The organism is Massilia mucilaginosa (assembly GCF_011682145.1).
Lineage (GTDB): Bacteria > Pseudomonadota > Gammaproteobacteria > Burkholderiales > Burkholderiaceae_D > Telluria_A > Telluria_A mucilaginosa.
In genome coordinates this window covers 48,129-63,887 of the sequence record NZ_WHJH01000013.1, presented here as the reverse complement: position 1 = coordinate 63,887, position 15,759 = coordinate 48,129, and the positions used below count along the sequence as shown (strand labels likewise).

Annotated in this window: 14 protein-coding genes; 10 read left to right on the top strand and 4 right to left on the bottom strand. The window is 67.1% G+C overall.

The genetic code is table 11. The features are described from left to right. Positions 1-98: 98 nt before the first annotated feature. The 3 genes from F2P45_RS13385 (at position 99) to F2P45_RS13375 (ending at position 3,362) form a co-directional block, all read left to right on the top strand. Complete coding sequence (locus F2P45_RS13385) at positions 99-764, top strand: NUDIX hydrolase (RefSeq protein ID WP_166875519.1); 666 nt, start codon at positions 99-101, stop codon at positions 762-764. Between the two features lie 134 nt (positions 765-898). Continuing rightward, positions 899-1,450 (top strand): RNA 2'-phosphotransferase, encoded by a 552-nt coding sequence (locus F2P45_RS13380; protein ID WP_166875516.1) that lies wholly within the window; start codon positions 899-901, stop codon positions 1,448-1,450. Positions 1,451-1,769: 319 nt separating this feature from the next. Further along, positions 1,770-3,362 carry a GGDEF domain-containing protein gene (locus F2P45_RS13375; RefSeq protein ID WP_166875512.1) on the top strand — a complete coding sequence of 531 codons (1,593 nt, stop codon included), beginning with the start codon at positions 1,770-1,772 and terminating at the stop codon, positions 3,360-3,362. Positions 3,363-3,477: 115 nt separating this feature from the next. Here the strand turns inward: F2P45_RS13375 and ribB are convergent, their stop codons facing one another. Together ribB and F2P45_RS13365 are read right to left on the bottom strand one after the other, a co-directional pair. Beyond that, positions 3,478-4,158 carry a 3,4-dihydroxy-2-butanone-4-phosphate synthase gene (gene ribB / locus F2P45_RS13370; protein WP_229505068.1) on the bottom strand — a complete coding sequence of 227 codons (681 nt, stop codon included), beginning with the start codon at positions 4,156-4,158 and terminating at the stop codon, positions 3,478-3,480. Positions 4,159-4,188: 30 nt separating this feature from the next. Beyond that, entirely contained in the window at positions 4,189-5,376 is a 1,188-nt protein-coding gene (locus tag F2P45_RS13365) for an arabinose transporter (RefSeq protein WP_229505067.1), read from the bottom strand. A 93-nt stretch (positions 5,377-5,469) separates the two neighbouring features. Here F2P45_RS13365 and F2P45_RS13360 point away from each other — a divergent pair, with 93 nt between their 5' ends. Then, positions 5,470-6,111 carry a TetR/AcrR family transcriptional regulator gene (locus F2P45_RS13360; protein ID WP_166875504.1) on the top strand — a complete coding sequence of 214 codons (642 nt, stop codon included), beginning with the start codon at positions 5,470-5,472 and terminating at the stop codon, positions 6,109-6,111. 11 nt (positions 6,112-6,122) lie between these two features. Further along, positions 6,123-6,635: a hypothetical protein gene (locus F2P45_RS13355; protein WP_166875501.1), complete on the top strand. Its 513-nt coding sequence runs from the start codon at positions 6,123-6,125 to the stop codon at positions 6,633-6,635. 23 nt (positions 6,636-6,658) lie between these two features. Here the strand turns inward: F2P45_RS13355 and F2P45_RS13350 are convergent, their stop codons facing one another. Then, a complete protein-coding gene (locus tag F2P45_RS13350; protein ID WP_166875498.1) occupies positions 6,659-7,918 on the bottom strand; it encodes a DUF2268 domain-containing putative Zn-dependent protease in 1,260 nt (419 codons plus the stop codon). Positions 7,919-8,014: 96 nt separating this feature from the next. Beyond that, positions 8,015-8,545 carry a hypothetical protein gene (locus F2P45_RS13345; RefSeq protein ID WP_166875495.1) on the bottom strand — a complete coding sequence of 177 codons (531 nt, stop codon included), beginning with the start codon at positions 8,543-8,545 and terminating at the stop codon, positions 8,015-8,017. 255 nt (positions 8,546-8,800) lie between these two features. Here F2P45_RS13345 and F2P45_RS13340 point away from each other — a divergent pair, with 255 nt between their 5' ends. From F2P45_RS13340 to cphA, 5 genes are all read left to right on the top strand, one after another. Beyond that, positions 8,801-9,670: an isoaspartyl peptidase/L-asparaginase gene (locus tag F2P45_RS13340; RefSeq protein WP_166875492.1), complete on the top strand. Its 870-nt coding sequence runs from the start codon at positions 8,801-8,803 to the stop codon at positions 9,668-9,670. 117 nt (positions 9,671-9,787) lie between these two features. Further along, positions 9,788-11,266, top strand: a complete 1,479-nt coding sequence (locus F2P45_RS13335; RefSeq protein WP_166875489.1) for an iron-containing redox enzyme family protein — start codon at positions 9,788-9,790, stop codon at positions 11,264-11,266. 22 nt (positions 11,267-11,288) lie between these two features. Beyond that, positions 11,289-12,299, top strand: coding sequence for a methyltransferase (locus F2P45_RS13330; protein ID WP_166875486.1), 1,011 nt, complete (start codon positions 11,289-11,291; stop codon positions 12,297-12,299). Continuing rightward, positions 12,296-13,138, top strand: coding sequence for a cyanophycinase (locus F2P45_RS13325; RefSeq protein ID WP_166875483.1), 843 nt, complete (start codon positions 12,296-12,298; stop codon positions 13,136-13,138). The genes F2P45_RS13330 and F2P45_RS13325 overlap by 4 nt, the downstream gene beginning before the upstream one ends. Before the next feature lie 5 nt (positions 13,139-13,143). Beyond that, the gene (gene cphA, locus F2P45_RS13320; protein ID WP_166875481.1) at positions 13,144-15,738 is read left to right on the top strand and encodes a cyanophycin synthetase; all 2,595 of its coding nucleotides are present in this window, start codon (positions 13,144-13,146) and stop codon (positions 15,736-15,738) included. Positions 15,739-15,759 lie beyond the last annotated feature (21 nt).

The following is a 15,759-nucleotide window of genomic DNA, read 5'->3' as shown; positions in this document are numbered from 1 at the left end:
TGCAATAATTTGTTCAGCCGCAAGCGGTCGTGACCAATGAAGGAGAAACCCATGGTGTTGAAGTTAATTTTGAGCAACTTCCAGTTGGTGCGGACAGCATGAGCGCGGTCATCTGCACTGTCGATATCGTGCTGCTCACCCTGCTCGGCGACGAACTTGCGGCAGTGCTGTTGCGGCGGGAAAACGAGCCGTTCCAGGGCGCGCTGGCCATTCCCGGCGGCTACGTGCATCCTGAAGACGACCTGAGCGCCTACGACGCCGCCATGCGCGTCATCAAGAACAAAACCGGCATCGTCGCCCCCTACCTTGAGCAACTGGCCACGTTCTCGGGCGCCACGCGCGATCCGCGCGGCTGGTCGGTGTCGGTGGCGCACTACGCGCTGGTGCCGTACGAACGGCTGGCGGCGCGCACGGACGCGGCGGTGCATGTCGTGCCCCTGTCGCAACTGGGTACCCTGCCGTTCGACCACAACGCGATCATCGACACCGCGCTCGAACGCCTGCGCAACAAGAGCCAGTATTCCTCCCTGCCCTGCTTCCTGGCGGGCGACACCTTCACCCTGCCGCAATTGCAGCGGCTATATGAGCTGCTGCTCGGCGAAACCCTCAACAAAGTCAGTTTTCGCCGTAAAATGAGCGAGATGGACATACTCGACCCGGTCGACGGCCAGTTCGAAGCGGCCGGCGCGCACCGCCCGGCCCAGCTGTATCGCCTGAAAGCGGCGCTGAGAAAAACCCTGACCGTGCTCGAACGCGGCCTGTGAACTTCTTCTCCGCCCGCCTGTTTGCCTTTCATGCAACAGGCATGACCTTATTATCTTGCCATCCTTATATTGCCGTCACGTATAATGACGGCTCCTGAACAACCATAAAAACAGAAAAGAACCATCGATCATTGATGAAAGATTCCCACCACACTGTCAAGGTCAGTAAATTCCTGTCCCTGATCCTGCGCCACAGCCCTGCCACCATCAAGCTCAAGCTCGACGAAAACGGCTGGGCCGACATCGACGAACTGCTCGCCGGCGCCGCCAGCCATGGCACCAGAATCAACCGCAAGCTGCTCGAAGAAGTCGTTGCCGACAACGATAAAAAGCGCTTTTCCATCAGCGACGACGGCAAGCGCATCCGCGCCAACCAGGGCCACTCGGTCAAGGGCGTCGACCTCGAACTGCTGCCCGTAACGCCGCCGCAAGTGCTATACCACGGTACCGCCTCGCGTTTTACCGCGTCGATCCGCGAAAAAGGCCTGATTCCCGGCACCCGTCACCATGTGCACCTGTCGGCTGATACCGCCACCGCCGTCAGCGTCGGCCAGCGCCACGGCATGCCGGTGGTGCTGACGATCGACGCCCTGGCACTGCATGAGCAAGGCCAGCCGTTTTATCTTTCCGCCAATGGTGTCTGGCTGACCGGCCCGGTGAACAAGCGTTTTATCGTCTTCCCTTGATTTTTCTCTGCGGCAATTGACCGCGCAGCCGGGAGAATTGGCAAGGCATGCTTGCATTGGCTTTGTGAAACAACAGACAAGCATTCTTTGAATAAATATTTGATTCCAGTTCGCATTGGCTAAGGTAGAATGGCCGCTCCATTATTCAATCACCGCATGCATCCGGCCGGCCCTGGCCATGCTGCCTTGCGGGGCAACCACGATGTGAGTGCAGGCGCCATGTTGCGATCCGATCCACCCGTACTACCTACGTGCGGATCCCTGCACCACCCCGCGCCCGCGCGCCCCCAGATTCTTTTCGAACGCGACCTCCACCGCCATGAAAGCTGAAAAGCAGTTATCGCCCGTTGCAGAACTCGATGGCAAAAAGCGGCCGCTGATCGCCATTGCCGCCTCGTTCCTGTTCTTTGTCTGCATTTCGCTGGTGGCGGTGCAGGGCTGGAGCATTTACAGCGCGCGCGAAACCCAGCTGGCGCAGAGCGCCGCATCGACCGCCAACATGACGCGCGCCCTGGCCGATCACGCCGACAGCACCATCGAGCTGGTCGACACCATTCTGGCCAGCGTGGTCGAAAACGTGGAGCATGACGGCATCACCCACTACGGCGAGCGCCTGCACCTGCACCTGATCGACCATGTCAGCCGCACGCCCTCGCTGCAGGGCATGTTCATTTACGACGCCAAGGGCAACTGGGCGCTGCACTCGCTGCGCGACCCGGTTCCGGCGCTCAACAACGCCGACCGCGAATATTTCATCTATCACCAGACGCACAAGGACAAGCTGGCGCACGTCGGCGCGCCGGTGCGCAGCCGCTCCACCGATACCTGGGTGCTGCCGGTATCGCGCCGCCTGGAAAACAAGGATGGCAGTTTTGCCGGCGTGGCCCTGGCCACGGTCCAGCTGAGTTTTTTCCGCACGTTCTACGACAGTTTCGACATCGGCACACATGGCAACATCACCATCGCCACCGACAAGGGCGCGCTGGTCATGCGCCGCCCTTACCGGCAAGAGCAGATCGGCACCTCGATCGCCGCCGAACCCATGTTCAAGCAGTGGCGCGAGCGCGGCGCGCTCGGCTCGGCCGCCATCCCGGTCGACACGGACGCCGCCGACCGCATGTACAGCTTCCGCGAGTTGCGGCGCTATCCGCTGTTCGTGGCGGTGGGCCTGTCGACCGACGAGACGCTGTCGAACTGGTGGGCCAACGCCTACCTCTCGACGGCGTGGGTGGTGATTTTGCTGCTGATCCTGTGCTGGATGGGCGTGCGCCTGTTCCGCCAGGTGACCTTGCGCGACGAACTCGAAGAACAGCTGCGCAACGCCCAGCTGGCGCTGGTGACCAAGAACCGCTCGCTCAAGCTGCTGGCGCGTAACGACGGCTTGACCGGGATCGCCAACCGGCGCCTGTTCGACGCCCGCCTCGACGCCGAATTCAACCGCGCCGTGCGCGATGGCACCTCGCTGGCGCTGGTGCTGCTCGATGTCGACTTCTTCAAGAAGTACAACGATCACTACGGCCACCCGGCCGGCGACGCCTGCCTGCAGTTCATCGGCCAGTGCATCCGCACCGGACGGCGCCGCGCCGGCAACCTGGCGGCGCGCGTCGGCGGCGAAGAGTTTGCGATCCTGCTGCCCAACACGGACTTGTACGGCGCCATCGTGGTGGCCGAAGCGGTGCGCCGCTCGATTGCGACGGCCGGGCGCGAGCACGCGGCCAATCCGGCCGGCATCGTCACCATCAGCTGCGGCGTGCACGCGCTGGTGCCGGCCAAGGACATGGACAGCAAGCAGCTGGTCGAAGCGGCCGACAAGGCGCTGTACCTGGCCAAGTCGACCGGGCGTAACCGGGTGTGCCCGGATGCGCCGGCGGCATCGTCGCGGCGCGAACGCGCGTCCGTGCTGGGCGACTGAGCCGCGCGGTGCGACAGGCAAGCCAGCGCAGTCCCACCGTACCACCCGCGCTGCAAAGCCAGCGGCTCGTTTTACGCGCGATGCGGGACGCCGATGCCACCGGCATTCATGCCATCTACAGCGATCCGCTGGTGATGCGATACAGCGGCGGCGAACCATTCGCGCTGCGCCACGCCACGATATCGGCCACCGACAGCAGCGGTAAATCCCGGTCCGCCGCGAAGCGTTCGATCTGCGCGCCGCGCATCATGCTCCCGTCGGCATTCATCAACTCGCACAGCACGGCGGCCGGACGCAGGCCCGCCAGCACTGCCAGATCGACCGATCCCTCGGTATGGCCGCGCCGCGCCAGCACCCCGCCCTCGCGCGCCGCCAGCGGGAACACATGGCCCGGACTGACGATGTCGCCGGGCCGCGCATCCGGCGCGATCGCGGCCCGGATCGTCGCCACCCGGTCGGCCGCCGACACGCCGGTCGTCACGCCCTCCTTCGCTTCGATCGACACGGTGAACGCCGTGCCGTGGCGGCTGCCGTTGCGCGCGCTCATGGGCGCCAGCGCCAGCGCCCCCACCGTTTCCGGCGGCAGGCACAGGCAAACGATCCCGCTGCACTCGCGGATCATCAGCGCCATGGTCCGCACCGTCAGGCGCTCGGCGGCGACGATCAGGTCGGCCTCGTTTTCGCGGTCGTGATCATCCATCAAAATCACGGGCACGCCGGCGCGCATGGCCTCGAGCGCGGCGTCAATGCGGTTGGCCAGGGCACTGGCGGGCAAATGATCGATATGGTCCAACATAAGTGACGACTCCATTAAGGTAAACAACAATCAGGAAGGCCGCGTGGCCAGCAGGCGCAGCGCCACGCAGGCCGATGACGCCACCATCAGCGCGCCGGCCAGGTACACGCTGCCGATATCCCAGCGCATGGCGACCAGGCCGGCCAGCGGTCCGCCGACAGCGAGCGATAGATCGAGGAAGGCGACGTACGCGCCCATGGCCGACGCGCGGCTGTGCGGCGGCGCGCGCCGCACCGCTTCCACGCCAAAACCCGGAAACGCGAGCGAATAGCCAAACCCGGTAATGGCCGCGCCAGCGCAGGCCAGCAAGGCGCTCGGCGCGCCCCACATCAGCAACTGGCCGGCCGCTTCGACCAGCACGCACACCAGCGCCACCCGGGCGCCGCCGAGCGTATCGGGCAGGTGCCCGAACAGCAGGCGCGCGCCGATGAAGGCGACGCCGAAGGAGGTAAACGCCAGCGCCGCATCGCCCCATCCCCTGCTTGAAAACAGCAGCGCCACGAACGCGGTGATGGCGCAAAAGCCAATGCTCGACAGCGCCAGCCCAAGACCCGGCAGCCACACCGCGCGCAGCACTTTATAGAACGGCACGCGCACCGTGTACGACGGCGCCAGCGCCGGCAGGCGCGCCACGATGGCCAGCGCCAGCAGGGGAATGAGCGCGCTGGCCAGCGCAATGCCGCCAAAGCCGAAGCGCCCGTACACGAACACGCCCAGCGGCGCGCCGGCGGCGTACGCGCCGTACATGGCGATGCCGACCCAGGCCATGACCTTGCCCGCGTTCTGCGCTCCGGCCAGGCCCACGCCCCAGCCGAGCGCGCCGGTAACCACCAGGCTTTCGGCGCAGCCGAGCAGCAGGCGCGCGCCGATCAACACCGCCAGCGCGCCATAGCCGGCCGGCGCGCCCAGCGACGCGCTGTACGCCAGCCCGGCGCAGGCAGCCAGGCCAAGGCCGATGACCACGGCGCGCTTGGCGCCGCGCGTATCGACCATGCCGCCGGCCCAGGCGCGTGTGGCGAGTGCGGCGACAAACTGGCTGGCGATGACGGTGCCGATCACCAATGGGCTCATCTTCAAGGCCGACTGCACATGCAGCGGCAGCACCGGCAGGGCCAGCCCCAGCGTGAGGAAGCCGACGAACACGGTGAGCGTCATCGGGAGTAATTCAAGAAACAGGCTGCGCGGCGCGGCGGCCGCGGCATTCGAAGGGGACTGCATGGAGATGCCTCGCATGAAAGACGAGCACATGCTCGCGATGTGAGAGAATACGAGCAATTACTCGTATTGAAAACTCGCATTCCAAGGATCCGCATGCGCCCTCTCCCCACGCCCCGCAAAGTGCCGCGCCAGGCACGTTCGCAACACATGGTCGAGCAGATTTTGCAGGCCACGGCTCGCATTCTGGAAGAACGCGGCTACGCCGGCATGAACACCAACGCGGTGGCCGCGCGCGCCGGCGTGAGCGTGGGCTCGGTGTACCAGTATTTTCCGAACAAGGATTCGCTGATCACGGCGCTGCACGAACGCCATGGGGCGCAGATGTACGCGGCCATCGACGCGGTACTCGCCGGCACCGGGCCGCGCACCCTGCGCGAGCACCTGGCGGCCATGGTGCATGCCTGGCTGGCGGCGCACCAGGTCGAGCCGGAGCTGCACAAGGTGCTGGAGAAGGAATTTCCGTTTTTCGACACGCCGACCCAGGACGGCCCGGCCGACGACAACTCCTTCCAGCGCCTGCTGCACATGCTGGAGGCGCACCGCGACCAGATCGGCCAGCCCGATCTCGACCTGGCCACCTGGGTGCTGCTGCGCATGATGGAGTCGCTGGTGCACGCCGCCGTGATGGATGCGCCGGCGCGCTTTGCGCCAGCCGACATCGAACGCTGCATTGTCGATGCCCTGGAAGGCTACCTGCGCGCCGGACCGGCGCATGCGGGGGCACGCGAAAAATGAACAGGCAAAATTTGCTGATCAAGATCGTGCAAAATGCCCAGCGCCGGCATGTCAATCGCCTGCTGGCCGAAGACATCGGCGACGCCTTGGCAAAGTCCATCGCGAGGGCGATCTATTTTCCGGACTCCAGCGACATTCTTCAACAAGCCATGGCGATGCTCGGCGATGAACGCGCGACCAAACAGACCTTCTTCGTACCGGCCTACCATCTCATCGACGAGAAAGCACTATCGGCAATCGCCAGCCTTCCGGACTTGCCCGCCGTATTATGTTTCTTCCCCACTTGCCATGCGAATAGCGAGTACGTCAGTTCCGACTTGCCCGTGATGGAAATCGCGCGCGCCAGCGCCGCAAACTGGTATCGCTTCAACGCATCAAGGAGAGATCAACTCTCCTTTTTCTTTTGCATCGCGCCGGATTTTTCGTGCGGCATGATCATGGATGTCTGTGCGGGCGATCCCATGACGTCCGGCTCCGACGACCCGATTTACGAACTCTACAGCTGGGATGCCGGCAAGCGCTGAACGGCGCGCCAGCGCGCCGTACCTCAAGGCTGGCCGGCATACCCGCTCTCATCGAGGAAACGCTTGAAATCCTTGATGTGCAGAATGTCGACGATGGCCTGGCGCTTGTCCCCGGCCTGCTTGTAATACGCCTCGGCGATGCGAAAACCCATGAAGTAGCCCAGGTCGGCCGGGCGATCGCCTTCCGGCGTGCCGCTGTACAGCCAGCGCTTGAAGTCGGTGCCATCCATCGCCGCCAGGAACTCCTTTTTCAGCTGCGCTTCATTGGCATAGCCGTAGCGATAAATCGGTTCGTTGAACTTGCCCTTGGTCACCAGCGACGCGAGGAAATCGCACGACCCTTCCTTGATCGCATGACCGAGCAAGGTGTGCGGATCGAGCCGCTGCTGGAAATGCATCAGCTCATGCGCGACGATCGACGGCAGTTTGTCGATATCGGCCGTGCCCGACAGCAGCCAGGCGTCGAGTTCGCCTGTCGGCACGCCGGGCCCGCGTCCATACATTTCGGTGCCGATCAGCAAGCCGTCCGCCGACGCGGTACCGCCGGCAGTCAGGCGGCCGATCACAAAGTAAATGTCGGGGAACATCGCCGCCGGATACAGCGCCTTGAAGTGCCGCATTTCCTCGCGAATCACCGGTTCGAACGAGGCCGCGCGCAAGGTATTGGCGCGAATGGCACGGTAATAGGCCGCGTGCTTGCCCATGCGGCGAACCATGCTGGCGCCGCTGTTGATGCGCATGTGCACGAAGCCGTGCAAACCGGCGCTGCCGGCGTCCAGGTACTCGCGCTCCAGCAAGGCGCCCGGATCGGCCGCGCCGTCGAGCTTGTCGTACACCTTCCAGAAGCGCGCGATGTCGCTGGTAACGAAGCGGAAGTCGTCCGGGCTGGCATGGGCGGCGCGGTAGGCGCGCTCGTTCGCGCTGGCGCCGGCGAGAATGCCGGCCCAGCGCGGGTCGGCCCGCAGCGAGGCGAAATCGTCCTCGTACTCCAGCACATCGAGCAGGCGGAAGGCGCGTTTGGCGACGCCCTGCTCCAGGATGGCGAGCGCCTGCTCCTTCTGCCCGAGCCTGGCGGCGGTGGCCGCATACTTATGGTCCATCGCCATGCTGGCGTAGCCGCTGTCGGCCGCCTTGCGGTAGGCGTCGAGCGCGGCCTGCGGCTTGTTCTCGTCGCGCGCCACGTCGGCCGCACTGGCCCAGGCGCGTCCCGAGGTCTGGGCGTGGGCCGGGCCGGCCAGCGCCGAGGCAAGCACGATGGCATGGAGGAACGCGATTTTTTTCATGAAGGACCCTTGAGGCAGGAAGGCGCCCAGTATGGCAGCTCCGCACCGTACAGGAATTGCCATGCGACAGTTTGCCGAATCAAGGGGGCAGGAGGGCTAAACGGGACGCCCGTCCGGGTTGCGTCCGATATCGTTGAGGCGGATGGTGCTCGCCAGCCCACGGCTCAAGTCGGCCAGGGTGTCGGCGTCGTCGAGGTTGAAGTGAATGTCCAGATCGTGATGGCTCATCACCCAGATGGTGCCGTAAAAGGCGCCGAACTGGCCGATCAGTGGCGCCACCAGCGCTTCGTTGATGTGCACGTTGTGCTCCGCCATCCAATGGAAATACTGGTGCGGCTGGACGAACAGCTGGGTGCTGCGGTACGAAAAGCACAGCCCGCACGGGCTGTTCGAGCGCGGGAAACGGCGGCCTTCGTACGGCGCCAGCAGGCCGGCGGTGGCGGCCCAGGTCAGCTCATCGAGGTCGTTATTGTCGAATATGCTGATGCCGGCCGACTGGGCCGAACAGCGCAGCAGCGCTTCCTCGCAACGTGCGCGCAGCGCGTCGCGCAAGGTCACGCCATCCTGCGCCACGATACGCGGCATCCCGCGCACAGGCGCATTGCCGGCGGGTTTGCGAGGGCGCAACTGTAGTTCATGAGTTGCAATAATTTCGGACAGTGACATTGAGCGCTCCGGTAAAAGGCTGCAAAGCAGCCCTGTGTACAGAGTCTACGCCGAGTCGGGCACGTTGTCAGTTCGCAAACAATCACTGAGAGTCGCATTTTTTGAAAACCAACAGTTTAGAGCAGCGTGCAACACTGCGCAGGGTTAGGCAGCGCACACTGCTGGCGCGCGGCGCGGCCGATAATGTCAGCCCACATCGCCTTTGCGAAAGACGCCATGCCTGCTCCAACTGCCATCGTCGTCCACGGCGGCGCCGGTACCTCGCGCGACCATGAAGATGGCTGCACGCGCGCCGCCGGCCTGGCCCTGGCCACCCTGCGGCGCGGCGGCGACGCCCTCGACGCCGCCGTGGCGGCGGTGGCCTCGATGGAAGACGACGGCCGCTTCAACGCCGGCACCGGTTCGGTGCTGTGCCTGGACGGCCAGACCATCGAAATGGACGCTTCCGTCATGGATACCCACGGCCGCCTGGGCTGCGTGGCTTGCGTCACGCAGGTGAAAAATCCGGTGCTGGTCGCGCGCGCGGTGGCCGACAGCCCGCACTGGCTGCTGGCCGGCGAAGGCGCGACCCGCTTCGCCCGCAATGGCGGCCACCCGCCCTTCTGCCAGCCCACCGACAAGGCGCGCGCCGCCCATGCGCGCCTGATCGCGCAGCTGGGCGACCGGCCCCAGTTCGCGCGCCTGTGGAACTATGAACGCGCGCTGGAAGAAAGCGGCGAGCGCGCCTGCGACACGGTCGGCGCGGTGGTGCGCGGCGCCGACGGCCACTTCGCCGTGGCAAGCTCGACCGGTGGCTCGGCCCCGTCGCTGCTGGGGCGGGTGGGTGACACGCCGATCATCGGCAGCGGCTTTTACGCCGGCAGCGACGGTGCGGTGGCCGCCACCGGTATCGGCGAACACATCGTGCGCCACCTGCTGGCGTACACCGTGTACCAGTGGATCGCCGCCGGCACGCCCATCGAGCAGGCTCTGCCGCGCGGCATCGAGCTGTTCGCGCCGGAAGTCGCGGTCGGGCTGATTGCGGTCGGCAAAACCGGCCACGCCACAGCCAGCAACCGCCCCATGCCGCGCGCCATGATTTGCTGACGCGAGGTGCGAGCCGCGTAATCGTTGTCCTACCCAAGCACAGCTTGGTCACCGATACGAGGCGCGCCGGGCGACGGCGATAATGAGCCCTCTCTCGACACCTGACCGCCCGCACCCATGACCACCCTGCACAGCACCGTGTTCGTCCCGCCGCACCTCGATGCCCCGCGCCAGAGCGCGCCCGCCACGACCAGCTGCCGCGCGCTGTACGACACTCTCTCCCGGGCCGACCTGCCGCCCGGCGCCGATGCCGATGCCCAGGCCTACCTGGTCGGCCAGCTGGCCCGCGCCGCCTCCCACCCGTGCGACCTGCCCGACACCCCGGCCGGCCTGGATGGCTGGATCGCGCCGCGCGGGGCCGCCATCGGCGCCGAGTACCAGCAATACCTGGCCGCCCGCCGCGACGGCGCCGCGCGCCGCTACTTCACCAGCAAGTCGCACGCGCTGTACTTCCTGCGCTGCGTGGCCCCGACCAAACTGGTGGACGGCGCCTGGCTGTACAGCACCCTGCAACGCTGGCAGGAGAACGACTTGCGTCCGCTGGTCAAAACCTATGTCGAAGAACTCGGCGACGGCCTGCCCGACAAGAACCACGTCACCCTGTACCGGCGCCTGCTCGACAACCACGGCTGCGCCGAATGGGACGACCTGGACGGCGCCCACTTCACCCAGGGCGCGCTGCAACTGGCGCTGGCTTACGCGGGCGACGATTTCCTGCCCGAAATGATCGGCTATAACCTCGGCTACGAACAGCTGCCGCTGCACCTGCTCATCACCGCCTACGAATTGAACGAACTGGGCATCGACCCGTACTACTTCACCTTGCACGTCACGGTCGACAACGGCTCGACCGGGCACGCGCGCGACGCGGTCGAGGCGCTTGCCCGCGTCATGGCGCGCGCCGCCAACCCGGCCGAATTCTACCGGCGCGTGCGCGAAGGCTACAAGCTCAATGAACTGGGCGAGAACACCGGGTCCGTGATCGCCTCCTTCGACCTCGAACAAGAACTGGTGCGCATTCTCGCGGCCAAGGCCATGGTCGGACAGAACATGCACAGCGATTACTGCCGCGTGGCCGGCAAGACCATCAACGCCTGGCTGGCCGATCCCGCGCAGATCCCGACCCTGCTGCGCGCTTTTGAGACCACCGGCTGGATCAAGCGCGGCGCCGCCCCGCACGAAAGCCGCTTCTGGGGCCTGCTGCAAGGCGACCATGCCGAGATGTTCGGCGTGTTTTCGCGCTACGAACAGCAGGTGCTGGCCGACTGGATCGCCTCCCCCGCGCACGAGGGCGATGCCGCCCCGGCGGCGCCGCGCGTGGCCTCGTTCCGCGCCCGCCAGCGCGCCCTGGCCCCGGCCCGCAACGCAGCGCCCAAGCAGCACAGCGCACGCGCCCTGATCCGCTACCGCTATGACGGCCAGGCCGGCGAACACGAAGCCGAAAACGACCAGTTGCGCAATCTGGAACAAGCCGTGGCGCTGGCGCCGTCCACCGGCGCCGCCATGAAGCTCTTGATCGCGCACATGTCGCCGGCGCGCCACCACACCCCCACCGGCCTGATGGCAACGCGCATGTTCGTGCGCCTGCTCGGCTGACCGCCCTTACCTACAGGACCCCATGAGCGCCTCCATTATCTCCATCGACGGCCACCGGCTCGACCAGGCACCGCCGATCGGCATCGCCGGCGGCGAGCGCCGCGCCGCGCTGTACGCGCTCGGCTGCGGCCTCAAGCAGCTCGGCTACGTCTTCACCACCGTCACCCCGCTCACCCACAGCCGCGTCAACGCGCGCCTGGCCAACGGCTGGGCGCACGACCTGGCCGGCATTTTCGGCTGGAGCCGCGCCTTCAAGCCGGCCGTGGTCAACCCCACCCTGATGGCGCTGCTGCATGAAGCCGAGGTGCTCAACCACGACAACGGCATGCTGCGCAGCGTGCTGCGCGCCTCGACGCTTGATGGTCAACTTTACCTGCACTCGGCCTACCCCACCAGCGCGGCCGACGCCGTGTTCTTCGGTCCCGACACCTACCGCTTCGTGCGCGCCCTGCGCATCTCGCTGGCGGCGCGCACCCTGCCGGTGCGGCGCGCGGCGGACATCGGCTGCGGCGCCGGTCCCGGCGCCATCACGATCGCGCTGGCCCATCCCGGCGCCAGCGTGTTCGCGGCCGACATCAACCCGGCCGCGCTGGTGCTCACCGACGTCAATGCGCGCATCGCCGGGGTGGCCAACCTGACCCCGGTCGAGAGCAATCTGCTCGCCAGCGTGGACGGCCAGTTCGACCTGATCGTCGCCAATCCGCCCTACCTGATCGACCGCGAACAGCGCGCCTACCGCCACGGCGGCGGCGAACTGGGCGCAGGGCTGTCGGTGGCGATTGTCGACGAAGCCATCAAGCGCCTCGCGCCGGGCGGCACGCTGATGCTGTACACGGGCGCGGCCATCGTCGCCAGCGCCGACCCGTTCCGCCAGGCGGTCGAACCGCGCCTGCGCGCGGCCGGTTTCCACTGGACCTACGACGAAATCGACCCCGACGTCTTCGGCGAAGAACTCGACGAAGCCCCGTACGCCTACGCGGACCGGATCGCGGCGGTGTGGCTGTGCGCCACGCGCCCGACTGGTGCCGCATGAACGAACCGGCGCGGGGCAGTCTCTTGATCATCGGCGGCGGCGAAGACCGCGAAGACGACATGCAAATCCTGGAGCGCTTCGTCGCCCTCTGCGGCGGGCCGGACAAGCGCATCGTGGTGCTCACCGCCGCCAGCCGCGTGCCCGAAAAAATGTGGGCCATCTACGACGCCGCGTTCGGCGGCATGGGCGTGGCGCACCGCGGCGAAGTGCGCGTGAGCAGCCGGCTCGATGCCAACGATGCGGCCAAGGCGGCCGAGCTGGCGCGGGCCGACGGCATCTTCATCACCGGCGGCGACCAGAAACGCCTGCTGGCGCTGATCGGCGGAACTAAATTGGACAAAGCCCTGCACGCGGCGCTGGCGCGCGGCGCCAGCATCGCCGGCACCAGCGCGGGCGCGTCGGCGATGTCCGCGCACATGCTGGCCGACGGCAAAGCCGACCTGCATCCCGAAAAAGGCGCGGTCAGCCTGGGCGCCGGCATCGGCTTCGTGCAGCGCGTCGTGATCGACCAGCACTTCTCGCAGCGCCAGCGCCTCGCGCGCCTGCTGACGGTGGTGGCGCAGAATCCCTACCTGCTGGGCGTGGGCATCGACGAAGACACGGCGCTGCTGATCGAAGCCGGCGGCGGCATCGAGATCCTGGGCGCAGGCGCGGTCACCGTGATCGACGGGCGCCACATGGTCTCGAACGTGGCCGACATCCGCAACCGCAGCGTGCCCCAAATGGTGGACGTGCGCCTGCACCTGCTGCCGTCCGGTTCGCGCTACGGCGCGCGCGGCGACAGCGCCACGCCGGCCGCGCTGGCCGACTTTCTACATATTGTTACCAACATCGCCTAGAGCATATGAACATCATCGAACAGCGCGTGCTGCGCGGCCCCAATCGCTGGTCCCGGCTGACCTGCCTGCAAACCATGATCGACAGCGGCGAGACGCCCGGCATGCATCCCGGCTTCGCCGACGCCTTGCTGGCGCAGCTGCCCGGCATGGCCAGCCGGCGCAGTTGCGCCACGCTCGCGCAGGCGGCCGAACAGGCGGCATTGGAACTGCAAGGCATGGCCGGCACGCCGGTCAGCTTCGCCCTGACCAGCAAGGTCGATGCAAGGCGCTGGCGCATCGTGGTCGCCTACCAGCGCGAGCAGGTCGCCGTCGACGCCATGGCGCTGGCGCTCGAGATGGTGCGGGCGGCCGCGCGCGGCGAGGCGCCCGACTGGACCGACCGTCTCGACGCGCTGCGCGACGTTGCGCAACGCGGCGCCATGGGCACCAGCACGGCGGCGGTGGTGAACGCGGCGCAGGCGCGCGGCATTCCCACGGTGCGCCTGACCGACGAAGCCAATCTGTTCCAGCTGGGCTGGGGCAGCCGCCAGAAGCGCCTGCAGGCGACCGTGACCGGCGCCACGTCCACCATCGCGGTCGGCATCGCCAGCAACAAGCAGTTGACCAAGACCCTGCTCGACCAGGGCGGCATTCCGGTGCCCAAGGGCGGCGTGGCCGCCACCGCCGATGAAGCGGTGGCGCTGGCCGCGCGCCTGCGCTTCCCGGTCACCGTCAAGCCGCTCGACGGCAACCAGGGCAAGGGCGTCACCACCGAATGCGGCGATGCCGACAGCGTGCGCACCGCCTTCGATTTCGCGCGCCAGTACGGGCGCCGCGTCATCGTCGAGCGCTTCATCGCGGGGCGCGACTACCGCCTGCTGGTCACCGGCGGCAAGCTCGCCGCCGCCTCGCTGCGCCGCCCGCCGTCCATCACCGGCGATGGCGCGGCCACCGTACAGGAGCTGGTCGACCGTGAAAACCGCGATCCGGCGCGTGGCGAAGGCCACGCCAACATCCTCACGCACCTGCGCCTCGACGAACTGGCGCTGGCGCTGCTGGCCGAACAGGGGTTCGCGCTCGATTCCGTGGTTCCGGGCGGCGTCGAGGTACAGCTGCGCGGCAACGCCAACCTGTCCACCGGCGGCACCGCCGAAGACGTGACCGGCCTGGTACACCCGTCCACGCGCGAAATGTGCATCCGCGCGGCGCAGATCATCGGCCTGGACGTGGCCGGCATCGACGTCATTTGCAGCGACATTGCGCTGTGCCTGCGCGAACAGCGCGGCGCCCTGATCGAAGTCAATGCCGCACCCGGCATCCGCATGCACGAATACCCGAGCCAGGGCCAGGCCCGCAACGCCGGCGCCGCCATCGTCGACGCCATGTTCGGCGAGGGCGACGGCCGCATTCCCGTCATTGCGGTCACCGGCACCAACGGCAAGACCACCACCTCCCTGATGATCGCGCACGCCGCCCGCCTGGCCGGCCTGTGCACGGGCGTGACCACCACCGAGGGCGTCTTCATCGACGGCCACCGGATCATCGACGGCGACTGCGCCGGCTACCATTCGGCGCGCACCCTCTTGACCACCCCGACGGTCGATATCGCGGTGCTGGAAACGGCGCGCGGCGGCATCCTCAAGCGCGGGCTGGCGTTCGACCGCTGCGCGGTGGCGGTGGTGCTGAACGTGTCGGCCGACCACCTGGGACTCGACGGCGTGGAGAGCGTGGAAGAACTGGCGGGCGTGAAGGCCGTGGTAGCCAACGCCGCCTCGCGCGCGGTGGTCCTGAACGCCGACGACCGCCTGTGCGTGGCGATGAGCGCGCAGGTGCCGGCCGATGTGGAACGCATCTTCTTTTCGATGGAGCCGGAGAACCCGGTCCTGCTGCGCCATCTCGATAACGGCGGGCGCGCCGCCTACTACCAGGACAATGCGCTGATCCTGGCCGATGGTTCGCGCAGGGCCGAACTGCTGCGCGCCGAGCGCATGCCGTCGAGCATGCAGGGCCATGCGCGCTACAACATCGCCAACGCGCTCGCCGCGTCGGCCGCGCTGATGGGGGCCGACTTTACCCATGCGCAGATCGCGCTGGCGCTGTCCACGTTTGTGTCGGACCGCGCCAACAACCCGCTGCGCTCGAACATCTACAGCGCGCACGGCGTGACGATCGTGGTCGACTACGCCCACAACCCGGCCGCCTACGCGGCCATGGCGTCGATGGCGCAATCGCTCTCGGGCGGACGGCGCATCGCGGTGCTCACCTGCCCCGGCGACCGGCGCGAAGCCGACCTGCTCGACATCGGCCACACCTGCGCCGACGGTTTCGACGAACTGTTCGTGTACGAAGCCGATCCGCGCGGACGCGCCAGCGGCGAGACGGCGCAAAAAATCCTCGACGGCGCGCGCCGCGCCGGCAAGGATGAACACCTGCTGCACGCCATCGTGCCGGTCAGCGATGCCTTTGCGGCGGCGATGGCCTGCTGCCGGCCGGGCGACGTGCTGCTGTTCGCCTGCGGGTCGAGCGCCACCGCCCTGCGCGAAACGGCGCGCTATGTCGACCCGGCGCCCGCCGCGGCGGCGACAGCCTCGTTACATCAGGCGACCGTCCCGCTCGAATAATGTGCCGGCGGGCCCGCGCCG